Here is a 20,557-nt window from a genome sequence, read left to right on the forward strand (position 1 = left end):
TCCTGAAATTATTTATAAAAATAGCACCTCACCGTTTGGCGGAGTGCTCAGGTAAATAAAAATGCTAAAGTGCCTGCAAGTAACTTACTTTCATAAGTGATTCAATATTGCCAGCACTATAGTTATAACAATACCGGCGATCGTTAGCCTAATATTTGTCGACCTATTAATCTTGTCTACCTGCTTTTTAAGCATCTCTTTTTCGACCCAATCTTTTGTTGGTAGCTTATCAAGGCTTGCAGCTATTGAATCAATTTTCTTATCCATTGATTCAACTCGCTGAGAAAGCTTGCCATAATCAATGGGGTCAAAGCTGTATGAATCATTGTTTCCATTTGAAGCCTTAACATCCTTGGACATCGCGTTTCCCTCCGACAAAAAGTTGATTGGTTTCTGCCAAGTATTTTTGGCACCTTCTATCGTAATCGTCCGGCCAATATTCGTGGTAATCTGACTCGGTTGGTTTTGCCCAATCATAATGCTAGTTGCTATGATAAGTGGTGTAGCAGCCTTCAAAACTGGCATGTTTAGCCACATTGTTCCACCAGTACTAGTCTCTCGAAATGTCTTTATTTGTTCCATTAGTTGAACCCGTGTTTGTTGTCCAGAAGGTATCTCGTGCTACTTCCTTATCATTAATGGAAACAAGAACATCGTATGCTCCAACTTTATGAAAAACGGTGTTATGCACTCCGAAATTAAATACCATCGTTCCAACAGGACCTGTCATCGCCGGTAAATTGCCAGCTATTGTCTGAATACTTTCAGTGGGCTTATCGTGGCTAATAATGGATAGCTGAAGCTTTTGAGGCTCTGAAAAATCCATTTTATATGCCAAAACTGCTACATTGAATGAAAGAGCAGTTGGCACAACAGGCATGTTAAGAGTTAGCGTAGGGCCAATGATCATCGGCGGAGTGCCCGGCTGACCTGTCCCTTCTACACCATCGGAGACTATAATCTTGAAAATTGCCTTTTCGTTATCTGTCATTGAATTTTCCTCCTAAAAAAATAGTACCCCAGTTTGTTCGGGAATGCTACAAAAAAGGAGTGCCTATGAAATTCAGTGACATAATATCGCTGGTCGGGATTTGCACCCGACATGATGATCACCAATTGGTTGTCAGCCAATATGGTTGCTAACCGTAGCTAGCTCACCTAACTAAGCGTCTACCTATTCCGCCACAGTGATACTCGTCGCATCCCAGGTGTATGGTTAGCGACTATGCGTGCCGACGGACTCGAACCGCGGTGGACGTCTGGGTTAACGTCGTCATGCCAATATGCGTACCTTTTGGAGTTGGGTTGTGATGAATGCCGGGACGAGGAGGGCCCGGCAACAACGCACGGCACTTGTGCAGCCACCGCGCGCTGAAAGGAGGTCATCATGTCTAAGACCATTTGCACCTGTGCTCGCGCTTCCTAACGTTTTGCACGATATAAGAATACCGCCGTCCACCTTCCCTTGACCTACCCTAAACCTACCCAAAATGTGGACTGAATCTTCCCTCAATCTACCCTGAACCTACCCTAAACCTGGACAAAAAACGCATTTAGTCATAAATCAGCAGCTCATCGGGCCAGAATTCCGCAAATGACAGCAGTGCTTTAGGTTTGGCCTTTTTATAGCCACTGTATGTTAGTCCCACATGCTCGGCCGTGGCCTCTATGCTCGGCATGGCCACCATGTACGTGTACTTGATGATGTCGGCTTCCGTGGCGTCCTGCATGAGCGCCACGGTCTTCTGGCAGCGGTCAACGTACTCCTCATCGGCAAGTCCGGTAATGATTTTGTCCTCCACGTGATTGCCCACGGTATCTGACCGGGGCATGCCGCTAATCTCTGGTGACTGCAGTCCGGCCATCTTGTAACCCTGATACCGCGCCCAACGATGATGATAATCAAGCAGTAAGTCTTCTGCCGCAACTGCCGTAGCTTCTCGGTCTAGTCGCTTGTATAGCCCACTTATTCTCATGCAATTTCCCCCGCTGACCTAAAAAACTGATATAATTACACTGCTGAGTGTTTGCGGGAGCTATCGAAAGATGGCTCTTTTTTTGATGCTTTTTTCTACATATTTGCAATTATCTGAATCCTGCCGTTAATCCGCTTAAACGTCTTGTCGTCCACCATGACCCGGGTAACCGTCTGGTGAGCCTGTGTGGCCACCCAGTAAGCGCACTCGGCGTCTTCCATATCGGAATACCGAGCATTGGCCGTGGTGTACTCCTGAACTTTATGATGGTGGTTATACAGCCGTATCACCTTGCAATGGTCGGCGTCAAACCGCGACATCCACCACGCGTTATAATCCTTCTCTTCCTGAGTTAGCTCAGCCATTACTCGATAACCCCAACATCGTACTCGACGTTTTCCACATGGCTGTACGCATCCAGGTACATTTCGTGCTTATCACCGTTGTATGTGACCTCGTAGTACATACCATCTGGCCGCGAGGTCGACAGCATAGCCTTGTTGTTTTGCAGTGTCTTGCATGACCACACCACATACACCATGTCATCAGTCACGCGGACCCGCTTGCCCATGCCGTTGGCGTAGTCCTTTACCAGTCGGCGTGCATCATCAGTAAATTGTTGATTGTCCATTTTCGTCCTCCACTAAGATTCTCTCGTATTTGTGTTCGGGATCCACGCGCTTGCACTCTGCCGTCGTCCACTTGGCTTCCGGACCGTGGTAGTTTGGTAGCTCCACGATGTAATCGCCATCGCGTACCAGGTAGTACCAGTGTTGGGCTTTCTGATAGCGGTATCGCCTCATGTAGTACCGGCATGGATGTGTGGCGTGCGGCGTGTCACCCGTAGCACGCTTCCAGTCGTCCGGCGTCAGGTTGCGGTTAGCTTCGTAGACCAGACCGCCGATATACTCTCTAAAGGTTTCGGCCATTGCGCTCCTCCAGCAAGTCAGCGTTCTCGTAAATGTTGCCGATGACACTGCTGTAGTCTGCCATGTCGGCAATGCTCTCGATGGCCACCTGTGTGCCGCCATAACGCAACAGTGGCTGGAACTGGCCGCCGTCAAATTTAACTCGGTAAAGGTCGCCATTTTCATCACGCAGTACATCACCTTCGTAAATTTCCTTGCCGTTGCTGTCGTGTAGGCCGGTGTACTGCATAATCTCGAACTGATCTGGACAACCATCATTGCCCGGTCCTGCTTCTTTGCTTGCATCAATCCAGCCAATTTTGCCATCGTAAAACTCAAAATTATCGGGAATCATCATCGTATCCGTGTTATGGTCCCAAACTCTGAACTTAATCTCTCGTTTCATTTATCCGCCTCTTTCATGAATACCAACCAATGTGTCTTTGCCTTCTTGTCACCAAATATTGGTTTGCGGTCAATGGCCTTGAGCACTTCTGACAATTTAATTTGTTCATCATTCCACTTAAACATCACGATTCCATATGGTATTAAGACGCGCATGGCTTCGTCCATGCCACGTCTTAAATCTTCGCGCCAGGTATCCGTTAACACACCATACTTTGCACGTAGCCAGCTTTTGGAGCCGGCATGTACAAGATGCGGAGGATCGAAGACTACCAGCGAAAAACTGGCATCGGGATACGGCAGTCCATCCTTAGCCCAGTCCCACTGAACATCCGGGGCTATATCAATTTCCCGTGTTCCATCCGCTCGTCCATGACTGCGGTCTGGGATAGTAAACTTCGCACGACGCCTATCCATAAAGATTGCCAGTGGGTTGTGCTTGTCCCACCAGAACATTCGAGAACCTGCAGTCATATCAAGAATTGGCTTCTGCATGTTTGGTCACCTCCACTGTCTCAAATCCGCCCAGGTGGTACTTATCGATTTCCTCGGAGGTAAACTGCTCGTCAGTGGAGTTATCGGCAGCACTTTCTACAATGGCATCAATGCTATCGTTGGCGCTCTTAAAAAATCGTTGCCGTTCGCCTCTGCCACTCCATTCCTTAGGTGCTTTGACGTACCACCGCTGCGGTTGCTTGACCGTCCAGCCGACGTCCAGTGCGCGGAAAATATCTTCGATGGACATATCGTGAATAATTCTAAGATTGCGGACGTAATAGTTAGCGTAGTGCCCCGTTGACCCGACCGTAATTTCCGAACGCAATCCGGCCAGCAACCCCCCGACCTTCTCGCTCACTTCCACTAGCTCTAGTTTCTCGACCAGCTCGACGACGTCACCGTCGGGATAATTTACCGACCGCGTGAACTCAGCATCACTAGGGTCAGTCCATGTACGAAAAGTTTTCGTTGTTTCGGGTTTGTCGTAAGCTCGGCCCCATAAATCTCCATCTTTATCCTTAACTGCATATAAACTCATTTTCCAAGTCCTCCATTTTCTTCGACTGCCACGATTGCGTCTTGCAATATTTGCCTGCCAATGCCCAGCGCCTTGGCAGCTACTCGTTGATTTGGCATCGACTTGTACACCCGGTAGTACGTCCGCTGCATCTCTGTGACCGCCGGCCCGTCTGGTTCAGCTTCCACGCCTATAAGCTCGTGGATCGCACGAATTTCCGCGCTATCGATTGGTGTCAATGTGATACTGCCGTACTTGTGCTCGGCTTTGTGTACCGCCTCTAGCAGCTTCGGCCAACGAACGCGCCGTGCGTGCATCTCCGCGGCTGTACGGTCACGAACTAACTTGTCGGCCTCATACTGCTCAATAGCGCGCTCAATGGCCGCCTTACGCTCACGCTCGCGTTCCATTGCCGGACTGTGTCGGTGTCGCTGCTGAATTTCACGCTTCTTGCGATTCATGTTTACTCACCACCCAGTGATAATTTGGTTTTGCTTTATTGGCTTCCCGGATCGCGATATAACCTTTAAGCGCCTAAACGGGACAATTACGCGTCCATTTAGCTCTCGGGATAAGCTATCGCTTGCAACCATTGCAGAATGTGTATACACCTTTAAGACTTGGCCAATACCGTTAATACGGCCAAACTCGTTGGTATCAAAAGCTAATATTTTGACTTCGTCACCCGGTGCGGGCACGGCGTCGCTTCTACCTGAGGTGTCTTCTGCTTCGATTTCAGGGTGACGCTCCAGATTGCCACAAAATGGGGCCTTACCCATACGTGTACGGCTGGTAACCATACCGTATCTTGTGCCAGTAATCTCAGCTCCACAGTCGCATTGCCATAGCCACAAATGGTCATATGATCTAACACCGGAGACACCCAGGTCTTTAATCACGGTCAAGTGGCCATATGTCTTACCGACAGTTGTTCTAGTTCTATTTGACATGATTGCCCTCCCTAAAATGGCAAGTCACCAGGGTCAAATCCAGTCGCTGACCCGGTCGTATTTGGTTGTGGCTGGCTCTGTGGCGGCGTTTGCCGTGGCTGTGTCCGATTAGTCGTGTCCTGTGCTGGTGGCGTGCTCTGCTGTTGTGGTGAAGTCTGCGATTGGTTGCGCGGCTCCAAGAGTTGGAAGCTATCGGCTAGCACTTCTGTTACATAAATTTTTTGGTCTTGCTGGTTGGTGTACGTCCGAGTTTGAATGCTGCCCGTGATACCAACCAAGGAGCCCTTATGCGTGAAGTTGGAGAAGTTCTCCGCGGTCTTGCGCCACATCACACAGTTGATGAAGTCTGTTTCCCGCTCACCTTGCTGGTTGGTGTAGTTACGGTCGACTGCCAGCCGAAACTGGCCCACGGCCGTCCCAGACTGCGTATACCGAAGCTCTACGTCGGCTACCAGCCTACCGACCAAAACTGTTTGATTAATCACTATTAGCCCTCCGTATTACAGCGGAATTACTTCCGCATCCTCGTATTTATCAGCAATTGCCTGTGCTTTCAAAACTTGATTCAAGCAGGCAACCCATATACCACTTTTCAGTTGCACGCCATAAACGTGCTGCTCTTTATTCTCCAATTTCGTATACCTCCACTCGTGGCCGCTTTTTGTCGATAAAGAAGCGGTCGTTTAGCTCGACGATGTGCGCCCAGTTATCGTTCTCCAAGAATCCCGCGGCCATCATGCCGTCAAACACGAACTTGTGCTGAAAAGCAATGTTGTCTGGATCACTTCGCTTGTCGGCGCAGTACCAGTCGAACCGTAGCGGTACACCCCAGCGAAACGTCACGCCCTCACGAATGGCCTTGACCGTGAACATCTTGGCGATGTTAGTCGCGTTGTGCTTTATCTTGGCCGCCTTGAACCGGTTGGTGCGCTCGGCGCTGATGTACTGGTTGAGTGTCGCTAGCGGCAATGGAATCACTATGCGGTTATTCTGCGACATGTACGGCCCGTCCAATCACGTGCACCCGGTCTAGCAAGCCATCCCGGCGTAGACGCACAATGTGGCCATAGTCCACGCCGTATGTGATTTCTACGGCCGTATAATCTGGGCCCTGCTCAATCACCTTGGCTAGTTGACCATCAAGATTGTTACTGCCTGGCCGGTCGGCGATGATGTCGCCCGGGGTTAGTCCTCGTAAATCTTTGTGTGTCATGCTAATACCTCCGGTGTTAAAAACTTGTCTAGAAAATATCGTTGGCCCTTGCCAGTCACACGCGGTGTTTTGGTCACGATTGGGTTACCGTCGCCGTTGATGTGCGTTGATTCTTTGATTTTGAACAGGCCCTGATCTACCGCCTTCTGCGTTGGCGAGTTGTAATCGGCACCCTCGCGACGAATCAGGTAACCGTTCCGCCGTAGCCACTTGAACAGTCGGTTAGCGCCAATCTCGACGCCGTTTTGCCGTAGCAACTTGGCCAGGTCACCAACCAGAATCGTTGTATCGCTAGCACTCACCGCATCGGCAAACAGCGCCTTTGGTCGAAGTCGCGTGTTCTCACCCTCCAAGTTCATCCGCGCTGCCCGTTCCTGCTTGAGTTCGGTGGCCAGTTCGATAACCGTGTCGGGGTTAAGTAAGGCCCGTTCGATTGCCGCCGATGTCATGTAGGCCCCATGCTTGCGAATTGATGGCAGTACGTCTTCCGAAACCCAATCGCTAAATTCTTCGGCGTTGGGCATGTCGGATTTAAAAATCAGCTTATACAGGCCAGCCTCGCTAATCGTGACGAAATCCTGCTGACCTCCGGGGGTCATCAATTTGGTGACCCCTTTGTACTTCTCCGGAACATACTTGCTGACGGCGTTTGCGGGTCTGCTGTAACCCAGCACCCCGGCTACGTCCTTGCCAACAAACATTGGTTCATCACCAACCAGCACGGTTCGCACCGGCCAGCCTTTAAAATTAAATTCTCGTGGTTCATTCATGCCTGCTCACTCTCTTTCTGTCGTTGCTCCCGCTGTGCCCGCAACTGGGCAAGCTGTTCGTCTAACTGCTGCTGGGTGTCGGCGCTAACTGCTTCTTTCGGCCGTTCGTAGCCCGGCTTGACCCAATCTGGTTCTGGCTCTGCCCGCTTACCATTGCGAGTGACCACCGGCTCTGGCGTGGCGTCGTAATCGTCCAGCCAGCCTTTCTCGTCGAACCAATTTCCGCCGGTCTTGATGTACGCGGTACCGGTGTTCTTGGCCTTAATCTGGGCCTTGTACTCGTCAATCTTCGCCATGATTGCGTCCGCGGTGGTTTCTTGGGCAAGTACGGCTTGGCTGGTATGCGGCCTTGGCCTTGGCTTTGCCACTTCTCCGTGGGTAAGCGTTCCAGAGTTTTTCAAAATCTTGCTCGAAGGAAGTCTCCGCGCGCGAAGTATTATTATTACTAGTCAAGTCATGGTCATGTACTAGTAAGGTACTTTGTTCTACTGGTTGTTCTACTTTTGGTGAACCAGTTGTTACACTTTGGTTATACTTTTCGGTCCGTTTAGTGTAATAACCTTGATTGTTGTTACTCTTTCCGGGCGAATTAGTGTAATAAAGCTTCTTGATTTGATACGTTGGGGTCGATTTATTCTTCTTCCCGGGCTTGTACTCAATCAGTCCGAGATTAACCAGATCGTTTCGTGCTTTGATGACACCTTGTAGGCTTAGTCCTGTCCAGTCGCAGAGTGCCGAGTTGCGAAGCTTGAATGGCTCATCGAGATGGCCTTCATCGTTTGCGTAGTCGAGTAATTCTCGATACACATCGTTCTGGCCTCTAGCGATGCTCCCCTCGTTTTGCTTCCACTGGCGGTACGCTCGACGTTGTTTGAAGTAATCCATGCTGGTAATCACCTCGCTTAATCAATCAGGCTATCGAGGCTCACGACCTCTAGGTGCTTCGTGGAGCGGCAGTAGTCGCACTGCTCACACCGCGTTGGTTCTTCGGTGCCATCACGCAGGGCCTGGATACGCTCCTGCGTGTTGATCACATCGTCTAGTGCATAATTCATCGCGTATTGGTCGATTGGGATAGCGGCCTTGTCTGGTGGGCTCTGCTTGGTGACCCCAACAATGACTACGTTGGGGCGGATACCGAAGCGCTGGTTGGTCAACTCTTGGTAAATCGCCATCTGGGTGATGTACCCGCGGGCCTCGATGAAGTTACCCCATCGACCGTCATCGGTTAGCCAGAACTTCTTGTGTAGGTCCACGGCTGTCTTGAGGTCTAGAATCATGCCGTGATCCGGACGCAAGCAGTCTAACTTGCCCATCCACTTCACGCCGTTCAGTTCACCCTTCACAATCATTTCCTTGCGGCCTTTATACAGACGCCGGAATTCTGGGTCACCGTCTAGGGCGTTGATCATGTCTTCCGCTACTACGAAGTCCTTCTTGAGTTTTCCTTTGGAGGCACCCCGCGTAGAAATAATTTCCGGGTGCTCATCAATGAATCGCTGATGGGCTTTGGGCCCCTCAAAGTAGCTGTGAAGGTAGTTGCCTACCAGTAACGGCGTTAGATCCCGCTTAGGCGTCCACTCACCGCGTAACTCCGCCATGGCCTCCGCCTCACATGCCTGAAACTTCTTGTACAAGGAAAAGGACATGTACCGGTCGTTGGCGTCGTTGCTGTAGTAGTTAGCCTTGGTCAGCCTGAATCGGTGGCTCTTGGCTGAAGAGGTTGGTTTCGGCTGCAGGAGTTCGGTTTGCTCCGCTTGTGCTGTTGGCATTAGTAATCACCTCGTTTGAATTGTCAATTTGCTTTGGTGCTGGCTTCTTTGCTACCCGTGGTGCGGCCTTTGGTGCCTCGTTGATAAGGTTGTCAATGGAGCTTCCTGTGGTCACGTCGCGGCGGTCGGTTTGCTCATCGTCGTACTCGTTTTCGGTGGTGTCGTTGATGGCACCCAAGAGCAGGTCGTTGTCGGAGCTGGAGTTGACGAAGAACTTCGCCGCGCGGTTGAGCACCGTCCGTTTTGCCATTTGGTCGCCGAACTCCTGCTGCACTTTATGATTCTTGGAGTGGCTCCAACTTTGGTCGATTTGCTTCCGGGTCATCAGCGTGTAGGTGTCAACACCGTCTGTGTCGCGAATGACTGCATACGCGGCAACAATGTCGTTGTCCAGTGCTTCAACTTTGGGCTGCCAGTCAACTGCTAGCCGACCATCTTCGCTCCGGACGTCCCAGCGGTCACCGTCACGGATTACTTCGGCCCAAACTTTTGAAACGTTGTCCAGCCGCTGGAGAATGGCTAGGCTGCCGAAGTATGACCGGGTGAGCGTTAGCTCTTGACCGTAGGGGATAAAGTAAACTTGGTGCTTGGCTGGGCTTAGACCCTGAATCACCATGCCTAGCAGCGCCTTAGCTTGGCTTTCTGGTGTGGTCTTCTCTAGTAGCGACTGGCCTTTAGAGTTGTCCGATAGCTCTAGCCAAGCTGACTGCAGGGCGTTAGTGGCGCTGTATCCCTTCGGCAACTGCAGGCCCTCGTTCTGTTGCATGTCTGCCACCCGCTTGGTGACTGATTCGATAATTGCATTAGCCATGTGCATGATCCTCCTCGTTCTCTTTTGCCCACTCACTAAGTTGTGCGTCCAACATCATCATTGCTTCGTTGTATGCATCCGCCCGATACCGCAGGTGCTCACTGTTGAGGTAGTCACCCCGCATGGTCGCGTTAGCGGCTTGGAGCTTCTTGGTGTCGTGAAAATGCCCCAACTTGTCCCGCAAACCCAGCATTCGGGTGTATAATGATGGTGTTGAATCTTTTACGGAGTTCTCAACGTCGGCCTTTGGTGTTCCCGCACCCAAGGCCTTTTTTAGTGCACTCATGGTCATTACCATTTCTCGTCCTCCTCGTCGTTCCAAAGCAGTCGGTTGACCCAATCGGGTGCTCGGCGCCCTTTGTGCGCGAAACCGTTGGCCCAGATACCGCCAACAACAATCGCGCCGATAATCAGTACATACATGCTCATGCCTCCTCTTGATGTTCCCGTAGCCACTTCTGGACCGCGGGTCGGTAATACTTCCAAGTGTTCCGCTTGCCCTCACCACGGCCTTCCTGTACCACATGTGGAAAACCGGGCTGGTAGATGTAGCCTTCGATGGCTCGTGTGTTACCCGGGCTCACGTGCAGAACCTCCTTGGCAAGTTCCGCCTGCGTCATCAACCGTTGTGGCAGCATGTCGTTCAGAATTTCATCTGCCTGCTCGGTGCTCATCTTGGCTAGGGCGGCGCGATACAGCAGCTCTTTTGCTTCGGTTTCATCAATTTCAATCGTTGCGTCCATCGTCGTTACCTCCTTCAAGGTGCCATTCATCGGCGAGGTTGAGCTTCAAGCTGATTAGCTCGGCAATCTGTTCGTCCAATGCCTTGGTGTATTTGCGTATATATCGCCGGTCCATATCGGTGCGATATTCGCGGCCCTTGCTGATCACTTGGATCATGGGCTGGTCCATCTCTTGTCGTTTGCCCTCGGCCTTCATCAGTGCCGCATAGCGACCAAACGCCGTTTCTTCATAATGTGTATTGCTCATGAGCGGTATGTGGAAGCAGTAACTAGCCGCTGCATACTTAAATCGTGTATCCGCCAGCACTCCCGAAATCTTTAGCAACATTCCCACCGGCACGCGACCGCTCTGGTGTTCCCAGTTGCTGACCGTCCCTTTGGCGATGTGCAACTGGCGCGCCAGACCTGCGCGGGTAATTCCTGTACGTTCGAGTGCTGCGTCCAACTCTTTAAAGATGTCTACTTCCAAACTTGCGTCACCTCCTTAGCCGCTGTACCACGGCTGTTGCCGGTATTGCCGGTTCGGTGGGAACATGTAGTTAGGCTAAGGTGGCAACCGCGTCACTGGCCTGCTGCTTTAGCCGAATCTTTTCCAGCTCGATGATGTTGGCCAGCGTATCCTCGTCCATGCTTTCCCAGAAATCACGTGGCTTGTCGTCTCGGTATCCCATCACGATTTCAATCATTTTTGCTTTGGTCATCTTGATCACCTCCGTTCATCTTGGCTATCCGCTCGACGACCTCGGGGTCGTCTTCGTCCCAATCGTCCTGGTCATCATGCGGATCTTCCTTGTCCAGGTTGTCCAAGTACGTGTTGGTTATAATTTCAATTGGATCCATAATTACACCTTCCTCACATATTCATCAGGACTAACAAGCGCATCACTGGTTGGAAACATTCAAAGCTAATCCTTGCTGATTTTTATGATGAGCAATAGATTTAGCAGATTGGCAGCTAAGATCAGTATTTGTAGCACCGTAGTAAATGTCATCGTGTCGCCTCCTTCCATTGTTTGTTAGCTAAGCTAGATGGATAATTAAATCAAAACTGTGAGGTAGAAATTATGGAATACATTGCATTGACCGTGCTCATCATCGTTATTGTGGTTGTTAGAGTGCTTCTAACTAAATCTGACAAGGACAGTGCCCTTGCATTAAGCAAACAATTTGACGCATGGCTTGTGTCTTCCAACCCAGAAAGGCCAAGCAATGGCACTTTCCGAGAACTGTATCGCCGCGCATCGGGTAATTTACACGCATTCACTCCGGTAGTTCGCGATCTTGGGCCCATGTTCCAAGCAACAAGTGCTGATTTAATAGATAACTTTCCGAGCAAGATCAAACAATTTGCGCTGCAGCAACTCGCCATGATGGATAACCTTGTCGACTACTACGACGCTCGCTGGAATGAAAACTTCGCGCCAGCTTTTTGGATCCGTTTTTTCGTCTACTGGCCCCAAAATCTTGTTGGCTATTTAGGCATCAGGAAAGATGGCATTGCGGCCAAGCTAGCTAATGTTCTCGGCTGGCTCATTGAAGCCATATTCTTGCTCTACAAACCACTGTTGAAGAAGCTGCTCTAATCATCGTGTGCTGCAACCAACGTGAGAACGACCGCTCCAACGCCGGTTCCAAGCGCCACGCAAGCCAACACTTTCATCGGCCACCAGTCAGAAAGGAACAACAGTGCACCGATTAAAATTTCAACCGTTGCTTCGGCCAAGCGTCTAGCTATGATGTCAATTGGATTCATCACTAAGCCTCCTTAACAACTTGCTTACGGCTTGGTGTCGAAGTGTTACCCTCATCTGCAAAAAAAAGGGTCCAATCAAAGTCCATGGCCTTACCGATTTTCTTGGCTGCCGCTACGTTTGGGTGGCGCACACCATTTTCATACTGGTTGTACGCTACGCGGTTAAGCCCCGCCATCTCGGCAATTTCCTTCTGAGTCTTGCCCATCGCTTCACGCTTGTCCTTCAACCATACCAACAAGTAAATCACCTCATTTCCATGTGTCGATCTGTTACGTTTATTATAGTACGTCACGGTTCGTTACATGTCAACTGAATATTGTAACGAATCGAATCTTTTTTTGGTGTCGCAATCTGTTACTATTTAGTCGATAGGAGGTGCGATATGTTACCAGAACGTTTGAGAGAATTACGGAACGCAAAACACCTAACCCAAAGTGATGTCGCAAAGCGAATTGGCATTACTAGGCCAGCATATACAGCATACGAATCCGGGAAACGTCAGCCAGACTACGCCACCCTAAAAACGATTGCCAGTTTATTTGATGTGTCTACTGACTACCTGATTGGCAACAGCGATTCACTACACGGTGACGACGGAGTAGACCTGGACGATGATAACCCGTTCCTTTCCTACCAAGGGCGTCCGGTTGATCCAGACGACATTGAACTATTCAAACAGATTATTCGTCGCACCCGTGGGGGTGATGATAAATGAACGATTTGCTAAGCAGAATGATTAACATTGCCCTGGACGATCATATCGGAGTTATCATACAACCGATGAAGACTCCTTTCTCTGTGCCGATGAGCGATTGCGATTCCAGAATGGTGCTCATTAATTCTATCTGGCACCAGCCGCGGGAGCTGCCGTTTCAACTTGCACACGAAATAGGGCACATCGAAAATGGAGATGTGGGTATCCTAAGATACAGTCCGTACGAGGGCCGGATGGAAATGGCGGCCAACATGTACGGACTTAGCTTACTTGTCCCTGCCTATTTTCAAGACGTTGACCAAGAAAATGCCAACGTCGATGTGTTTATGAACGCATTGGCCCTGCCATCATGCCTTCGCGACGCGGCGGAACAAAAGATTTTGGAGTACTACAAATAAATTCTGGGAGTGAGAAGTTTGTATACACTATTTTTTCTCGTCATTGTAGTGGCGTTGATTTGCGGATTGGTTCTCCTAATCATGGGGGGAATCAGCACAACAAACAGACATAAATATTTGCGATGGTCTGGCATTGCAGGAATTGCGCTGGTAGCTGGGATCGTATTATTCCTAGTATCAATGCCGAAGGATCCCGACACATCCGCCAGCAAAAATCAGGAAGCCCAGGCTTCCAAGATAAAGGCGGACAAAAACTCCAGCAAGAAAGCAGCTAAGAAAGCTAAGCAGGCCGCTAATCTTGCCAAGATCAATAAGGAAATTGCCCATCAGCTTTGGCTAGACAAAGGTTGGGCCAAAGGCACATTGGATGATAATGGCAATCAGACACAGACTGATCCGGACGATGCTTTTACTTGGGCATTATCAGTACGGAAAATCACATATCATAAAGATGGAACGTTAAAGGTTCTGACCTATGTTGGTTTCTACAACAATTCCGATGACCAAAAAACATCCGACGCTATTTCGGCAATCAATTCTGCCGACGCGTCTATTCAAAAAATTACTGGTAAGAAAAAAGATGCCGACCTAAAATACACCACATTCTGGGTTGGCAAACAGGCATTCGGTCACTCAATGTATAGCGACTATCGTCATTTCACTTGGTACACAATTTAACGACCTGCCCCTACTTGGGGCTTTTATTTAACACATTCGACGCAAAGAAGAAGCAGCTGCTGGGAATGTAAAGATGCAAAATTTTGATATTGTCTAAAATACATATAGCTGAGACTAAGACCAATAAACACTAAATGTATAATTAGGAGGAAGCATTATGGCGGGAAAAGTAATTAGTTTCATTAATATGAAAGGTGGGGTAGCAAAAACAACTTTAACCAAGGAAATTGGCATACTACTATCCTCTGATAAGTACAATAAAAAAGTACTGCTAGTTGATTTAGATCCGCAAGCAAACTTAACGCAAAGTATTTTTGAAATTTACGACGTAATTGACACCTCAAAAGTTTCTACAGTTAAAGACATGCATGATAAGGTGGAAAATTTACCTTCAATAAATAATTTGTATAATGAAAGCAAAGTGACTCCCCCAGACAAAGATCAGTTAATTGTGGAACTAACATCAACTTTAAGCATTATCCCTGGGAGCCTAGATTCTGTTTTTTACGGAAAAAACTCAAATGGAGATACTGAACAATCTTTAAGAAACACAATTCAGGCGTATAATTTGACGGGTGATGGAGGTTTCGACTTTATATTAATTGATTGTCCCCCAACATATTCGTCTTACACAATCTCAGCAGCACTAGCCAGCGATTTCTATATCATCCCTGTCAAACCCGATGCATATTCTGCTTTGGGGATTGATTTACTTAGCGAAGTGATAGACAAAATTAAGGGCACTTTTGTCGACACTTTTTTCATAAAACCAATTCATAACTTGGGAATTATTTTCACTAAATACGATAAAAAAGCTTCAAGAGAAGCCGCTATAAAGTCCGACATCGAAAATTCAGACCATTTTTCAAAATTTCACAAATTTTCATCAGTTTTTCCAAAGCAAGATGGATTAGCTACGCAACGATTAAATTACGTTATATCAAACGGCAACAATGCCACCTTAAAAAATGCTATAGACGAAATTACAGTTGAGCTATTACAGGAGATTGAAAAATATGACGAATCTCAAAAATCAAACCACTGAGCAATTAGCACTTCAAAACATTTCCAATCTAACCAAATCATCTACGACAATTGAAGTTCGATATAATCTTATTTCAATATATGGAGCTATTTTAAAATCTACTGATATTTTTAAACATAATATTGATATAAAACCTTTTGTTGACAGCTTACCTCTGAAAATAGAAATTAAAGACTATTTATTAAAGGCTAGGCCACAAATAATCGCTAGATTAATATCTGAACTTTATCGTGCCGATGATACCGCTCTACTCATTTTTATTAAAAAGGCCGAAGAATTACTAAAGAACTTTAAAGATAATTCTGAAGAATCCTCGACAGAAATAAACGAAAACGAGAGTAAATCCAATAAAAATGCACAAACAAAAAAAAGAACTGGAAAAGCTAATTATATAGATCAGCTTTTGGATAAATATTCTAGGGGAAATTACAAATAAATGAATTTGCAAAATACAGTTGATGAAATAAAAAAGCTCGAGAATGAGTATTTACCAAAATCAAAAATTATTACTAGTAGTAAAGACAAACAGTTTTTAAATTTACTGGTTGAAACCTACACGCTTGTCGAAATCACAAAACGGTATTCAAATAATAATTTATACTCAGCAATGTTGTTTGACGTAGAAACTTTATATAATCAAATTCTCTACTCCTTCATTACTCGAAACATTATGTCACTGCAATCATTATTTAGAATACAATCCGACTTAAATCTAAAGTTGCTTTTATGTATTTATGATGAATCACAATCAAATTTAACTAATAAAAGATATGAACAAATTCAAGGAGAATTTTTTAGATATATAAAAGATGACATTAAAAAAATACCTTCGAATGTTATAGAAAAAGCATCTGTTTCTATCTTAGAATCAATGTTCTCTGAATACTCTGAAATTATTCACGATAAAAAGCCTGAAAGTTTAGATGTACTGTCATTCGTGTCTACAGAACTATCTAGAGAATCCCTTATAAACAATAAAATGCTAAAAAATATAAAATCATTTAATACTTTCATGTATAAGGCTATTTTCCCCATAAAACACCTTAATTATTCTAGATTTGGAACAGTAGAAATAACTTTACTTAAGAATTCCACAACCCCCCGCCGCTTTAAAAAGATTTTAGAAAGATTTTAGAAAAAAGGCCCATCAACTAAATAAGCAAAAATAGATGCCCATTTATGGGCTTTTATTTAACAGTCGCGCCGAACATACGTTTGTACGCATATGGGTATTCGTACAGATTTCGAGGAGGAACAAAAATGGCAGAGAAACGAGAATATACACCAGTACCGCGTCACCCCAACGTTTACAGCTACGAAACTAAAAAAGGCACACGTTACCGTGTGCGCGAAGGATTTAGAAATATGTACGGAAAGGCAGATGAGTTCAGTAAACAGGGACTACGTTCTGTCCGAGACGCGGAGGCTGTCCTTAAGACGTTTGAGCGTGATCTAGCAGTGGACAATTACGCCAACATACGAACTGGACAAATCACATTAGACCAGGCGTGGAGGCAGCAATTGGAACAGAAGACTAGTTCCGGATCGTGGCGACCAGGGACCGCTGCAATCGCCACACAACTCTATAACAACTACTGGAAGAAGACAATCGGCAACATGAAGCTGATTGACATTAGACGGCCACTCGTCCAACGACTGCTGAATAAATATCGAGATGATGGGTTTGCGCCTTCCACCCTAAAGTCAATGTACGACCGCCTAAAAGGCATCATGAATGACGCCGTCAAAAACGAAATGCTAGACCGCAATCACATTTTAGGTTTAAGCATCCCCCGCATAACGCCGGTGAAGGTTGAAGTCGACGCGGATAAGATTGCTGATTGGCTGGTGACAGCGCAAGAGGTTTTGACGCAGTATGAATTTGATATGATTGCCGTGATGGCAAATACCGGCATGCGGCGAGGCGAGGTATTGGGTCTCATGGTCGATGATATCGAATTTAGAAAGGACGAAGTCAACAACGCTGAAATTGCACTGGTAAATATCAGACACCAGCGGCTCATAGACGAGGAAGGACCACAGCCTTTAAAAACTCTTGGGAGTAATCGAACTATCGCCCTTGACGGTAAAATGGTTGAAATCCTCCATCATGCCATACTCATGTCCAAAAACATCCGCCGCCGAAATGGTCGCACTGGAGAAAAATACGACTGGCTTTGGCTGGACCAGCTGGGAACACCGGTATCGACAAGCCGACCACGCTACTTGTGTAGCAAGGTTAACATCGTCAATGGCACCTACATGCACCCGCACGCATTCCGCCATTACTTCGCCACCGTTGCATTAAATAACGGTGCCTCGCAGAGCGGAGTGATGCATTACCTCGGTCACACGACGGAACGAATGACCCTGGACTACACCCGACCAACTGACAATGCCGCACTATCAGTGTTTAGGACATTTTCTGACCTCGACGGAACAAAAACCATGGTTCCGTCAAATACTCCGCCAACACGTAAGAAACGGTCAAACTAATGCTAATTATGTTTTTCGATATTCGCGTGGCAACGCTATGGCCACGCGTTTTTTATGCGTCCTAGTCTATCCTAATATTGTGGACTCTTTCTTTGAATACAGCGGTAGTAAAAGGCGTGTATACATCACCACAATCTGCACCCCAATCACTAAAAACAATAGCGGCTGAATTAAGGCCAGCATTTTATTCATCCGGGCCTGTAAGTCAGCAAATAACCCCTTAGCGTACGTCTCCACCGTTTGCGCAAACTCGGCCTGACTTTGCCCCAAGGACAACAACCGGGTCACGCCCGCCGGCACCAATGGATCCTTGAGCACAGCGTTTAGTGCTTCCCCTTCGGCCAAACCGTCCACCACCCGTCTCCCCAAAGACGTTAATGGACCAGCATCCAACCGGGCTAAATAGCGGCAGTATCCCGCTAAATCTTGCCCACCGCGCAGAAAGGTGCCAGCACCAACGGTAAACTCATACTGATAATACCGGGTTAGCATTCCGCCAATCACCGGCCAACGCCGCAATAACTGATACCGCCCCGCGCTATCAAGCACACGAATAAACCAAATAGCCAGTACGCAAACGCCCACAATCACCGCTACCACAATAATTTGCGGCCACGGTATTACCGGCTGTTTTTGCGTTAGCTGCGGTAATACCCAGTAAACGATTCCTACTTCTAGGAACCCCAAAACAACCAATAACACGAGTGGGTACATTAACAGTTGCCACAACCGCCCCCGGGTCCGGCGAAGTAACTGTAGGTACTGGGCAGTGGTACCGAGCGTGTCTGCAAGGCTGCCGTGGGCTCCAGCCAAAGCCACCTGCGTTGAAACGACCGGTGCAAACCCCACGGCATGAAGTGCGTCCGCCAATTCAGTACCATTACTTACCGCCTCAATCAGCTGTTCAAACGTCGGTGCTCGCCGCGGCCACCTCACCGTCATGAATGCCAGCGCATCCGCCACGTTAAAACCCGAGCGTAGCAAGGTACCCATATGCTCGCACACTTCGGCCTGCATGCTAATTGGTAACCGTCTAGTCCCCATTCGCTACCTCCCGATGCACATTGATTGGCCGTTCCCGACCGTCGCGCCATCGCCACATGGATACGTCAGGGTGTAATGGCGGGCCCGGAACCAGCTTGACCTGAGCGGATGCCCGTAATGCACTCTCGATAAGGTTGATGGGTACCCCCAAACTACGCATACGCATTGGTACGTCTAAAGGACCCCGCGTGTGCAGAGTTGCCAACACGATATGGCCAGCGAGCGCCGCCTCACACGCCGCGCGGGCGGTCTCCTCATCACGTAGTTCACCAATAATCACCACGTCGGGCCGGTGACGCAAAGCAGCTTTGAGTAACGCAGCGTATGTCATTCCCGCCGCCGCGTTGACTTGCAACTGTAAAAAATTCGGCTCGTGAATCTCCACGGGGTCTTCAATGGTCATCACCATCCGTTCGGACGACAATTCTTTGGCAACCTGATACATCAAAGTTGTCTTGCCCGAACCAGTCGGACCAGTCATGACCATCAAACCGCGCTTTGCCAGCACCTCAACTAACGCCGTCACTACAGGACGTGTAACGGTGTTCAATTTCGGTACCGGGGCAATCAACCGCACCACTAGCGACTCGCAATTTTGAAAATCCCCCGTCGTACTTAATCGCAGGTAGCACCCCACCTCATGGCACATCCACGCACCCTGTTGTACCCGTCGGTGTTCAGATACATTCATGCCCGCGTGGTACTTCAAGTAGTTGATCCACCGCTGCCCCACACTCAGCGGCACACGTTGACTCTCAGTTAACGTGCCCGGGTACCGCACGGTGACCTGATAATGGTCACCGGACGGAAGCAAGTACACATCGCTGGCCGATTCTGCGTGCGCATCAAATAACACCGACAAAATTTCATTCAAAACAACACCCCCTTACACAAAGAGATTTCGCAAATATCCGCGGTTGACTACCCGCGGTCGAAAAAAATGTCACCTTTTTCGCAACATGTCGACGTACCCGGGTGAGGTGGTGCACAAAGTAGCAGCAGTTGACCAAACAAATCAACTAAAAAAGCGTACAGCCCCAAAATTACCGGCTGTACGCTATCAATAAGTACTATTAAATTATCATGATTATTCTGCTGTCTCGTCTTCTGGCCATTCGGCGTTGGTGTAAACATCCGTCACGTCGTCTAACTCATCCAACGCATCCAGCAAGCCCTGGAAGGTCTCAACCTTTTCGGCTGGAACTTCAACCTTGTTTTGTGGCACCATGGCCAAATCGGCTGACTCGAACTTGTAGCCCTTGGCTCCAAGCGCGTCGCGAACCGCAGTGAATTCCTTAGGATCAGTGAAAACGGTAAACTCTTCGTCCGTCGACTGTAGGTCATCCCCACCAGCCTCCAAAACGTCTTCGAGCATGTCGTCTTCGGACTGGTCCAAGTCTTCACGACTGATAACAATCTGTCCCATACGGTCGAACATGTACGCAACGGCACCGGCACCAGCCATCGTACCACCATGACGAGTGATCGCCACGCGGACATCTGAACTAGTACGGTTCTTGTTATCAGTCATGGCCTCAACGAAAATACCGATACCGTTTGGCCCGTAACCTTCGTAGGTTACTTCATCGTAACTCGTGTCGTCTCCACCATCGGCTTTGTCCAACGCACGCTTAATGTTGTCCTTCGGCATGTTGGCCGCCTTGGCTTTGTCCATCATCAACCGCAGTTGGGGATTGCCGTCAGGGTCCGAACCACCTTGCTTTGCAGCCATGAATAACTCACGGGAGATTTTTTGGAAAATTTTGCCGCGCTTAGCATCCTGGGCGTTCTTACGCCCCTGAATGTTATGCCATTTGGAATGTCCTGACATGAATAAACCCTCTTTCTACGGTATGTGTGAAAC

The 20,557-nt window shown here is 48.1% G+C and carries 38 protein-coding genes; 8 read left to right on the forward strand and 30 right to left on the reverse strand.

Going from position 1 to position 20,557, the window contains the following annotated elements:
- Nucleotides 1-90: 90 nt before the first annotated feature.
- The 25 genes from LPA02S_RS03675 to LPA02S_RS11625 all read right to left on the reverse strand — a co-directional run bounded on the left by LPA02S_RS03675 (nucleotide 91) and on the right by LPA02S_RS11625 (nucleotide 11,403).
- Entirely contained in the window at nucleotides 91-582 is a 492-nt protein-coding gene (locus LPA02S_RS03675; RefSeq protein ID WP_156470985.1) for a hypothetical protein, read from the reverse strand.
- On the reverse strand, nucleotides 551-991 hold the full coding sequence (locus tag LPA02S_RS03680) for a DUF6941 family protein (protein WP_054650005.1): 441 nt from the start codon (nucleotides 989-991) through the stop codon (nucleotides 551-553). The genes LPA02S_RS03675 and LPA02S_RS03680 overlap by 32 nt, the downstream gene beginning before the upstream one ends.
- Nucleotides 992-1,553: 562 nt before the next feature.
- A complete protein-coding gene (locus LPA02S_RS03685) occupies nucleotides 1,554-1,976 on the reverse strand; it encodes an ArpU family phage packaging/lysis transcriptional regulator (RefSeq protein ID WP_054650003.1) in 423 nt (140 codons plus the stop codon).
- Nucleotides 1,977-2,071: 95 nt separating this feature from the next.
- A complete protein-coding gene (locus tag LPA02S_RS03690) occupies nucleotides 2,072-2,341 on the reverse strand; it encodes a hypothetical protein (RefSeq protein ID WP_054650000.1) in 270 nt (89 codons plus the stop codon).
- Nucleotides 2,341-2,607 carry a DUF6275 family protein gene (locus LPA02S_RS03695; protein WP_054649998.1) on the reverse strand — a complete coding sequence of 89 codons (267 nt, stop codon included), beginning with the start codon at nucleotides 2,605-2,607 and terminating at the stop codon, nucleotides 2,341-2,343. Before LPA02S_RS03695 ends, LPA02S_RS03690 begins: the two co-directional genes overlap by 1 nt.
- Nucleotides 2,585-2,905 (reverse strand): hypothetical protein, encoded by a 321-nt coding sequence (locus tag LPA02S_RS03700; protein ID WP_054649995.1) that lies wholly within the window; start codon nucleotides 2,903-2,905, stop codon nucleotides 2,585-2,587. Before LPA02S_RS03700 ends, LPA02S_RS03695 begins: the two co-directional genes overlap by 23 nt.
- Nucleotides 2,889-3,290: a YopX family protein gene (locus tag LPA02S_RS03705; RefSeq protein ID WP_054649993.1), complete on the reverse strand. Its 402-nt coding sequence runs from the start codon at nucleotides 3,288-3,290 to the stop codon at nucleotides 2,889-2,891. Before LPA02S_RS03705 ends, LPA02S_RS03700 begins: the two co-directional genes overlap by 17 nt.
- The gene (locus LPA02S_RS03710) at nucleotides 3,287-3,784 is read right to left on the reverse strand and encodes a hypothetical protein (protein WP_054649991.1); all 498 of its coding nucleotides are present in this window, start codon (nucleotides 3,782-3,784) and stop codon (nucleotides 3,287-3,289) included. The genes LPA02S_RS03705 and LPA02S_RS03710 overlap by 4 nt, the downstream gene beginning before the upstream one ends.
- Complete coding sequence (locus LPA02S_RS03715; protein ID WP_056956621.1) at nucleotides 3,765-4,325, reverse strand: DUF1642 domain-containing protein; 561 nt, start codon at nucleotides 4,323-4,325, stop codon at nucleotides 3,765-3,767. The genes LPA02S_RS03710 and LPA02S_RS03715 overlap by 20 nt, the downstream gene beginning before the upstream one ends.
- Nucleotides 4,322-4,765, reverse strand: coding sequence for a hypothetical protein (locus LPA02S_RS03720; RefSeq protein WP_054649985.1), 444 nt, complete (start codon nucleotides 4,763-4,765; stop codon nucleotides 4,322-4,324). Before LPA02S_RS03720 ends, LPA02S_RS03715 begins: the two co-directional genes overlap by 4 nt.
- A 500-nt stretch (nucleotides 4,766-5,265) precedes the next feature.
- The gene (gene ssb, locus LPA02S_RS03730) at nucleotides 5,266-5,739 is read right to left on the reverse strand and encodes a single-stranded DNA-binding protein (RefSeq protein WP_082607877.1); all 474 of its coding nucleotides are present in this window, start codon (nucleotides 5,737-5,739) and stop codon (nucleotides 5,266-5,268) included.
- Between the two features lie 15 nt (nucleotides 5,740-5,754).
- Nucleotides 5,755-5,886, reverse strand: a complete 132-nt coding sequence (locus tag LPA02S_RS11870) for a hypothetical protein (protein ID WP_263849755.1) — start codon at nucleotides 5,884-5,886, stop codon at nucleotides 5,755-5,757.
- Nucleotides 5,876-6,253: a RusA family crossover junction endodeoxyribonuclease gene (locus tag LPA02S_RS03735; RefSeq protein WP_054649981.1), complete on the reverse strand. Its 378-nt coding sequence runs from the start codon at nucleotides 6,251-6,253 to the stop codon at nucleotides 5,876-5,878. The genes LPA02S_RS11870 and LPA02S_RS03735 overlap by 11 nt, the downstream gene beginning before the upstream one ends.
- Nucleotides 6,240-6,467, reverse strand: a complete 228-nt coding sequence (locus tag LPA02S_RS03740; RefSeq protein ID WP_054649979.1) for a hypothetical protein — start codon at nucleotides 6,465-6,467, stop codon at nucleotides 6,240-6,242. Before LPA02S_RS03740 ends, LPA02S_RS03735 begins: the two co-directional genes overlap by 14 nt.
- Nucleotides 6,464-7,237: a phage antirepressor gene (locus LPA02S_RS03745; RefSeq protein ID WP_054649977.1), complete on the reverse strand. Its 774-nt coding sequence runs from the start codon at nucleotides 7,235-7,237 to the stop codon at nucleotides 6,464-6,466. The genes LPA02S_RS03740 and LPA02S_RS03745 overlap by 4 nt, the downstream gene beginning before the upstream one ends.
- Nucleotides 7,234-7,533 (reverse strand): hypothetical protein, encoded by a 300-nt coding sequence (locus LPA02S_RS03750; protein ID WP_054649975.1) that lies wholly within the window; start codon nucleotides 7,531-7,533, stop codon nucleotides 7,234-7,236. The genes LPA02S_RS03745 and LPA02S_RS03750 overlap by 4 nt, the downstream gene beginning before the upstream one ends.
- On the reverse strand, nucleotides 7,520-8,122 hold the full coding sequence (locus LPA02S_RS03755; RefSeq protein ID WP_054649973.1) for a helix-turn-helix domain-containing protein: 603 nt from the start codon (nucleotides 8,120-8,122) through the stop codon (nucleotides 7,520-7,522). Before LPA02S_RS03755 ends, LPA02S_RS03750 begins: the two co-directional genes overlap by 14 nt.
- Nucleotides 8,123-8,139: 17 nt before the next feature.
- Entirely contained in the window at nucleotides 8,140-9,009 is an 870-nt protein-coding gene (locus LPA02S_RS03760; RefSeq protein ID WP_082607875.1) for a PD-(D/E)XK nuclease-like domain-containing protein, read from the reverse strand.
- The gene (locus LPA02S_RS03765; RefSeq protein ID WP_082405366.1) at nucleotides 8,918-9,820 is read right to left on the reverse strand and encodes a RecT family recombinase; all 903 of its coding nucleotides are present in this window, start codon (nucleotides 9,818-9,820) and stop codon (nucleotides 8,918-8,920) included. The genes LPA02S_RS03760 and LPA02S_RS03765 overlap by 92 nt, the downstream gene beginning before the upstream one ends.
- A complete protein-coding gene (locus LPA02S_RS03770) occupies nucleotides 9,813-10,118 on the reverse strand; it encodes a hypothetical protein (protein WP_056956620.1) in 306 nt (101 codons plus the stop codon). The genes LPA02S_RS03765 and LPA02S_RS03770 overlap by 8 nt, the downstream gene beginning before the upstream one ends.
- On the reverse strand, nucleotides 10,112-10,243 hold the full coding sequence (locus LPA02S_RS11875) for a hypothetical protein (protein WP_263849754.1): 132 nt from the start codon (nucleotides 10,241-10,243) through the stop codon (nucleotides 10,112-10,114). Before LPA02S_RS11875 ends, LPA02S_RS03770 begins: the two co-directional genes overlap by 7 nt.
- A gap of 2 nt (nucleotides 10,244-10,245) precedes the next feature.
- Complete coding sequence (locus LPA02S_RS03775; RefSeq protein WP_054649969.1) at nucleotides 10,246-10,563, reverse strand: hypothetical protein; 318 nt, start codon at nucleotides 10,561-10,563, stop codon at nucleotides 10,246-10,248.
- Complete coding sequence (locus tag LPA02S_RS03780; RefSeq protein ID WP_054649967.1) at nucleotides 10,547-11,032, reverse strand: helix-turn-helix domain-containing protein; 486 nt, start codon at nucleotides 11,030-11,032, stop codon at nucleotides 10,547-10,549. The genes LPA02S_RS03775 and LPA02S_RS03780 overlap by 17 nt, the downstream gene beginning before the upstream one ends.
- A gap of 70 nt (nucleotides 11,033-11,102) precedes the next feature.
- Nucleotides 11,103-11,264 carry a hypothetical protein gene (locus LPA02S_RS11620; RefSeq protein WP_156302083.1) on the reverse strand — a complete coding sequence of 54 codons (162 nt, stop codon included), beginning with the start codon at nucleotides 11,262-11,264 and terminating at the stop codon, nucleotides 11,103-11,105.
- Nucleotides 11,242-11,403 carry a hypothetical protein gene (locus LPA02S_RS11625; RefSeq protein ID WP_156302082.1) on the reverse strand — a complete coding sequence of 54 codons (162 nt, stop codon included), beginning with the start codon at nucleotides 11,401-11,403 and terminating at the stop codon, nucleotides 11,242-11,244. Before LPA02S_RS11625 ends, LPA02S_RS11620 begins: the two co-directional genes overlap by 23 nt.
- A gap of 224 nt (nucleotides 11,404-11,627) precedes the next feature.
- On the opposite strand from LPA02S_RS11625, the gene LPA02S_RS03785 reads away from it, so the two are divergent.
- Entirely contained in the window at nucleotides 11,628-12,146 is a 519-nt protein-coding gene (locus LPA02S_RS03785; RefSeq protein WP_056956619.1) for a hypothetical protein, read from the forward strand.
- Here the strand turns inward: LPA02S_RS03785 and LPA02S_RS11630 are convergent.
- A complete protein-coding gene (locus LPA02S_RS11630) occupies nucleotides 12,143-12,316 on the reverse strand; it encodes a hypothetical protein (RefSeq protein ID WP_156302081.1) in 174 nt (57 codons plus the stop codon). The two genes, LPA02S_RS03785 and LPA02S_RS11630, sit on opposite strands and share 4 nt — an antisense overlap.
- A gap of 2 nt (nucleotides 12,317-12,318) precedes the next feature.
- Nucleotides 12,319-12,555: a helix-turn-helix domain-containing protein gene (locus tag LPA02S_RS03790; protein WP_156302080.1), complete on the reverse strand. Its 237-nt coding sequence runs from the start codon at nucleotides 12,553-12,555 to the stop codon at nucleotides 12,319-12,321.
- A gap of 144 nt (nucleotides 12,556-12,699) precedes the next feature.
- Between LPA02S_RS03790 and LPA02S_RS03795 the strand changes: the two genes are divergently transcribed.
- From LPA02S_RS03795 to LPA02S_RS03825, 7 genes are all read left to right on the forward strand, one after another.
- Nucleotides 12,700-13,032 (forward strand): helix-turn-helix domain-containing protein, encoded by a 333-nt coding sequence (locus LPA02S_RS03795; RefSeq protein ID WP_054649963.1) that lies wholly within the window; start codon nucleotides 12,700-12,702, stop codon nucleotides 13,030-13,032.
- Complete coding sequence (locus LPA02S_RS03800; protein WP_056956618.1) at nucleotides 13,029-13,430, forward strand: ImmA/IrrE family metallo-endopeptidase; 402 nt, start codon at nucleotides 13,029-13,031, stop codon at nucleotides 13,428-13,430. Before LPA02S_RS03795 ends, LPA02S_RS03800 begins: the two co-directional genes overlap by 4 nt.
- Before the next feature lie 18 nt (nucleotides 13,431-13,448).
- The gene (locus tag LPA02S_RS03805; RefSeq protein ID WP_056956617.1) at nucleotides 13,449-14,108 is read left to right on the forward strand and encodes a tetraspanin family protein; all 660 of its coding nucleotides are present in this window, start codon (nucleotides 13,449-13,451) and stop codon (nucleotides 14,106-14,108) included.
- A gap of 157 nt (nucleotides 14,109-14,265) precedes the next feature.
- Nucleotides 14,266-15,153, forward strand: a complete 888-nt coding sequence (locus LPA02S_RS03810; protein WP_056956616.1) for a ParA family protein — start codon at nucleotides 14,266-14,268, stop codon at nucleotides 15,151-15,153.
- Nucleotides 15,125-15,589, forward strand: a complete 465-nt coding sequence (locus LPA02S_RS03815) for a hypothetical protein (RefSeq protein WP_056956615.1) — start codon at nucleotides 15,125-15,127, stop codon at nucleotides 15,587-15,589. Before LPA02S_RS03810 ends, LPA02S_RS03815 begins: the two co-directional genes overlap by 29 nt.
- The gene (locus LPA02S_RS03820) at nucleotides 15,590-16,288 is read left to right on the forward strand and encodes a hypothetical protein (protein WP_056956614.1); all 699 of its coding nucleotides are present in this window, start codon (nucleotides 15,590-15,592) and stop codon (nucleotides 16,286-16,288) included.
- Between the two features lie 125 nt (nucleotides 16,289-16,413).
- The gene (locus LPA02S_RS03825; RefSeq protein ID WP_056956613.1) at nucleotides 16,414-17,649 is read left to right on the forward strand and encodes a tyrosine-type recombinase/integrase; all 1,236 of its coding nucleotides are present in this window, start codon (nucleotides 16,414-16,416) and stop codon (nucleotides 17,647-17,649) included.
- A gap of 66 nt (nucleotides 17,650-17,715) precedes the next feature.
- Here the strand turns inward: LPA02S_RS03825 and LPA02S_RS03830 are convergent, their stop codons facing one another.
- The 3 genes from LPA02S_RS03830 to LPA02S_RS03840 all read right to left on the reverse strand — a co-directional run bounded on the left by LPA02S_RS03830 (nucleotide 17,716) and on the right by LPA02S_RS03840 (nucleotide 20,524).
- Nucleotides 17,716-18,693 carry a type II secretion system F family protein gene (locus LPA02S_RS03830; protein ID WP_056956612.1) on the reverse strand — a complete coding sequence of 326 codons (978 nt, stop codon included), beginning with the start codon at nucleotides 18,691-18,693 and terminating at the stop codon, nucleotides 17,716-17,718.
- Complete coding sequence (locus tag LPA02S_RS03835) at nucleotides 18,683-19,567, reverse strand: ATPase, T2SS/T4P/T4SS family (protein WP_082607871.1); 885 nt, start codon at nucleotides 19,565-19,567, stop codon at nucleotides 18,683-18,685. The genes LPA02S_RS03830 and LPA02S_RS03835 overlap by 11 nt, the downstream gene beginning before the upstream one ends.
- Nucleotides 19,568-19,780: 213 nt before the next feature.
- A complete protein-coding gene (locus tag LPA02S_RS03840; RefSeq protein WP_056956611.1) occupies nucleotides 19,781-20,524 on the reverse strand; it encodes a YebC/PmpR family DNA-binding transcriptional regulator in 744 nt (247 codons plus the stop codon).
- Between the last annotated feature and the right edge of the window lie 33 nt (nucleotides 20,525-20,557).

The organism is Lacticaseibacillus pantheris DSM 15945 = JCM 12539 = NBRC 106106 (genome assembly GCF_001591865.1).
Taxonomy (GTDB): domain Bacteria; phylum Bacillota; class Bacilli; order Lactobacillales; family Lactobacillaceae; genus Lacticaseibacillus; species Lacticaseibacillus pantheris.

Excerpts from the sequence above, each read along its gene's own strand:
- LPA02S_RS03675 (WP_156470985.1), bottom strand. The coding sequence starts at position 582 with ATGGAACAAATAAAGACATTTCGAGAGACTAGTACTGGTGGAACAATG.
- LPA02S_RS03680 (WP_054650005.1), bottom strand. The coding sequence starts at position 991 with ATGACAGATAACGAAAAGGCAATTTTCAAGATTATAGTCTCCGATGGT.
- LPA02S_RS03685 (WP_054650003.1), bottom strand. The coding sequence starts at position 1,976 with ATGAGAATAAGTGGGCTATACAAGCGACTAGACCGAGAAGCTACGGCA.
- LPA02S_RS03690 (WP_054650000.1), bottom strand. The coding sequence starts at position 2,341 with ATGGCTGAGCTAACTCAGGAAGAGAAGGATTATAACGCGTGGTGGATG.
- LPA02S_RS03695 (WP_054649998.1), bottom strand. The coding sequence starts at position 2,607 with ATGGACAATCAACAATTTACTGATGATGCACGCCGACTGGTAAAGGAC.
- LPA02S_RS03700 (WP_054649995.1), bottom strand. The coding sequence starts at position 2,905 with ATGGCCGAAACCTTTAGAGAGTATATCGGCGGTCTGGTCTACGAAGCT.
- LPA02S_RS03705 (WP_054649993.1), bottom strand. The coding sequence starts at position 3,290 with ATGAAACGAGAGATTAAGTTCAGAGTTTGGGACCATAACACGGATACG.
- LPA02S_RS03710 (WP_054649991.1), bottom strand. The coding sequence starts at position 3,784 with ATGCAGAAGCCAATTCTTGATATGACTGCAGGTTCTCGAATGTTCTGG.
- LPA02S_RS03715 (WP_056956621.1), bottom strand. The coding sequence starts at position 4,325 with ATGAGTTTATATGCAGTTAAGGATAAAGATGGAGATTTATGGGGCCGA.
- LPA02S_RS03720 (WP_054649985.1), bottom strand. The coding sequence starts at position 4,765 with ATGAATCGCAAGAAGCGTGAAATTCAGCAGCGACACCGACACAGTCCG.
- LPA02S_RS03735 (WP_054649981.1), bottom strand. The coding sequence starts at position 6,253 with ATGTCGCAGAATAACCGCATAGTGATTCCATTGCCGCTAGCGACACTC.
- LPA02S_RS03740 (WP_054649979.1), bottom strand. The coding sequence starts at position 6,467 with ATGACACACAAAGATTTACGAGGACTAACCCCGGGCGACATCATCGCC.
- LPA02S_RS03745 (WP_054649977.1), bottom strand. The coding sequence starts at position 7,237 with ATGAATGAACCACGAGAATTTAATTTTAAAGGCTGGCCGGTGCGAACC.
- LPA02S_RS03750 (WP_054649975.1), bottom strand. The coding sequence starts at position 7,533 with ATGGCGAAGATTGACGAGTACAAGGCCCAGATTAAGGCCAAGAACACC.
- LPA02S_RS03755 (WP_054649973.1), bottom strand. The coding sequence starts at position 8,122 with ATGGATTACTTCAAACAACGTCGAGCGTACCGCCAGTGGAAGCAAAAC.
- LPA02S_RS03760 (WP_082607875.1), bottom strand. The coding sequence starts at position 9,009 with ATGCCAACAGCACAAGCGGAGCAAACCGAACTCCTGCAGCCGAAACCA.
- LPA02S_RS03765 (WP_082405366.1), bottom strand. The coding sequence starts at position 9,820 with ATGGCTAATGCAATTATCGAATCAGTCACCAAGCGGGTGGCAGACATG.
- LPA02S_RS03770 (WP_056956620.1), bottom strand. The coding sequence starts at position 10,118 with ATGGTAATGACCATGAGTGCACTAAAAAAGGCCTTGGGTGCGGGAACA.
- LPA02S_RS11875 (WP_263849754.1), bottom strand. The coding sequence starts at position 10,243 with ATGTATGTACTGATTATCGGCGCGATTGTTGTTGGCGGTATCTGGGCC.
- LPA02S_RS03775 (WP_054649969.1), bottom strand. The coding sequence starts at position 10,563 with ATGGACGCAACGATTGAAATTGATGAAACCGAAGCAAAAGAGCTGCTG.
- LPA02S_RS11620 (WP_156302083.1), bottom strand. The coding sequence starts at position 11,264 with ATGACCAAAGCAAAAATGATTGAAATCGTGATGGGATACCGAGACGAC.
- LPA02S_RS11625 (WP_156302082.1), bottom strand. The coding sequence starts at position 11,403 with ATGGATCCAATTGAAATTATAACCAACACGTACTTGGACAACCTGGAC.
- LPA02S_RS03785 (WP_056956619.1), top strand. The coding sequence starts at position 11,628 with ATGGAATACATTGCATTGACCGTGCTCATCATCGTTATTGTGGTTGTT.
- LPA02S_RS11630 (WP_156302081.1), bottom strand. The coding sequence starts at position 12,316 with ATGAATCCAATTGACATCATAGCTAGACGCTTGGCCGAAGCAACGGTT.
- LPA02S_RS03795 (WP_054649963.1), top strand. The coding sequence starts at position 12,700 with ATGTTACCAGAACGTTTGAGAGAATTACGGAACGCAAAACACCTAACC.
- LPA02S_RS03800 (WP_056956618.1), top strand. The coding sequence starts at position 13,029 with ATGAACGATTTGCTAAGCAGAATGATTAACATTGCCCTGGACGATCAT.
- LPA02S_RS03810 (WP_056956616.1), top strand. The coding sequence starts at position 14,266 with ATGGCGGGAAAAGTAATTAGTTTCATTAATATGAAAGGTGGGGTAGCA.
- LPA02S_RS03815 (WP_056956615.1), top strand. The coding sequence starts at position 15,125 with ATGACGAATCTCAAAAATCAAACCACTGAGCAATTAGCACTTCAAAAC.
- LPA02S_RS03820 (WP_056956614.1), top strand. The coding sequence starts at position 15,590 with ATGAATTTGCAAAATACAGTTGATGAAATAAAAAAGCTCGAGAATGAG.
- LPA02S_RS03825 (WP_056956613.1), top strand. The coding sequence starts at position 16,414 with ATGGCAGAGAAACGAGAATATACACCAGTACCGCGTCACCCCAACGTT.
- LPA02S_RS03830 (WP_056956612.1), bottom strand. The coding sequence starts at position 18,693 with ATGGGGACTAGACGGTTACCAATTAGCATGCAGGCCGAAGTGTGCGAG.
- LPA02S_RS03840 (WP_056956611.1), bottom strand. The coding sequence starts at position 20,524 with ATGTCAGGACATTCCAAATGGCATAACATTCAGGGGCGTAAGAACGCC.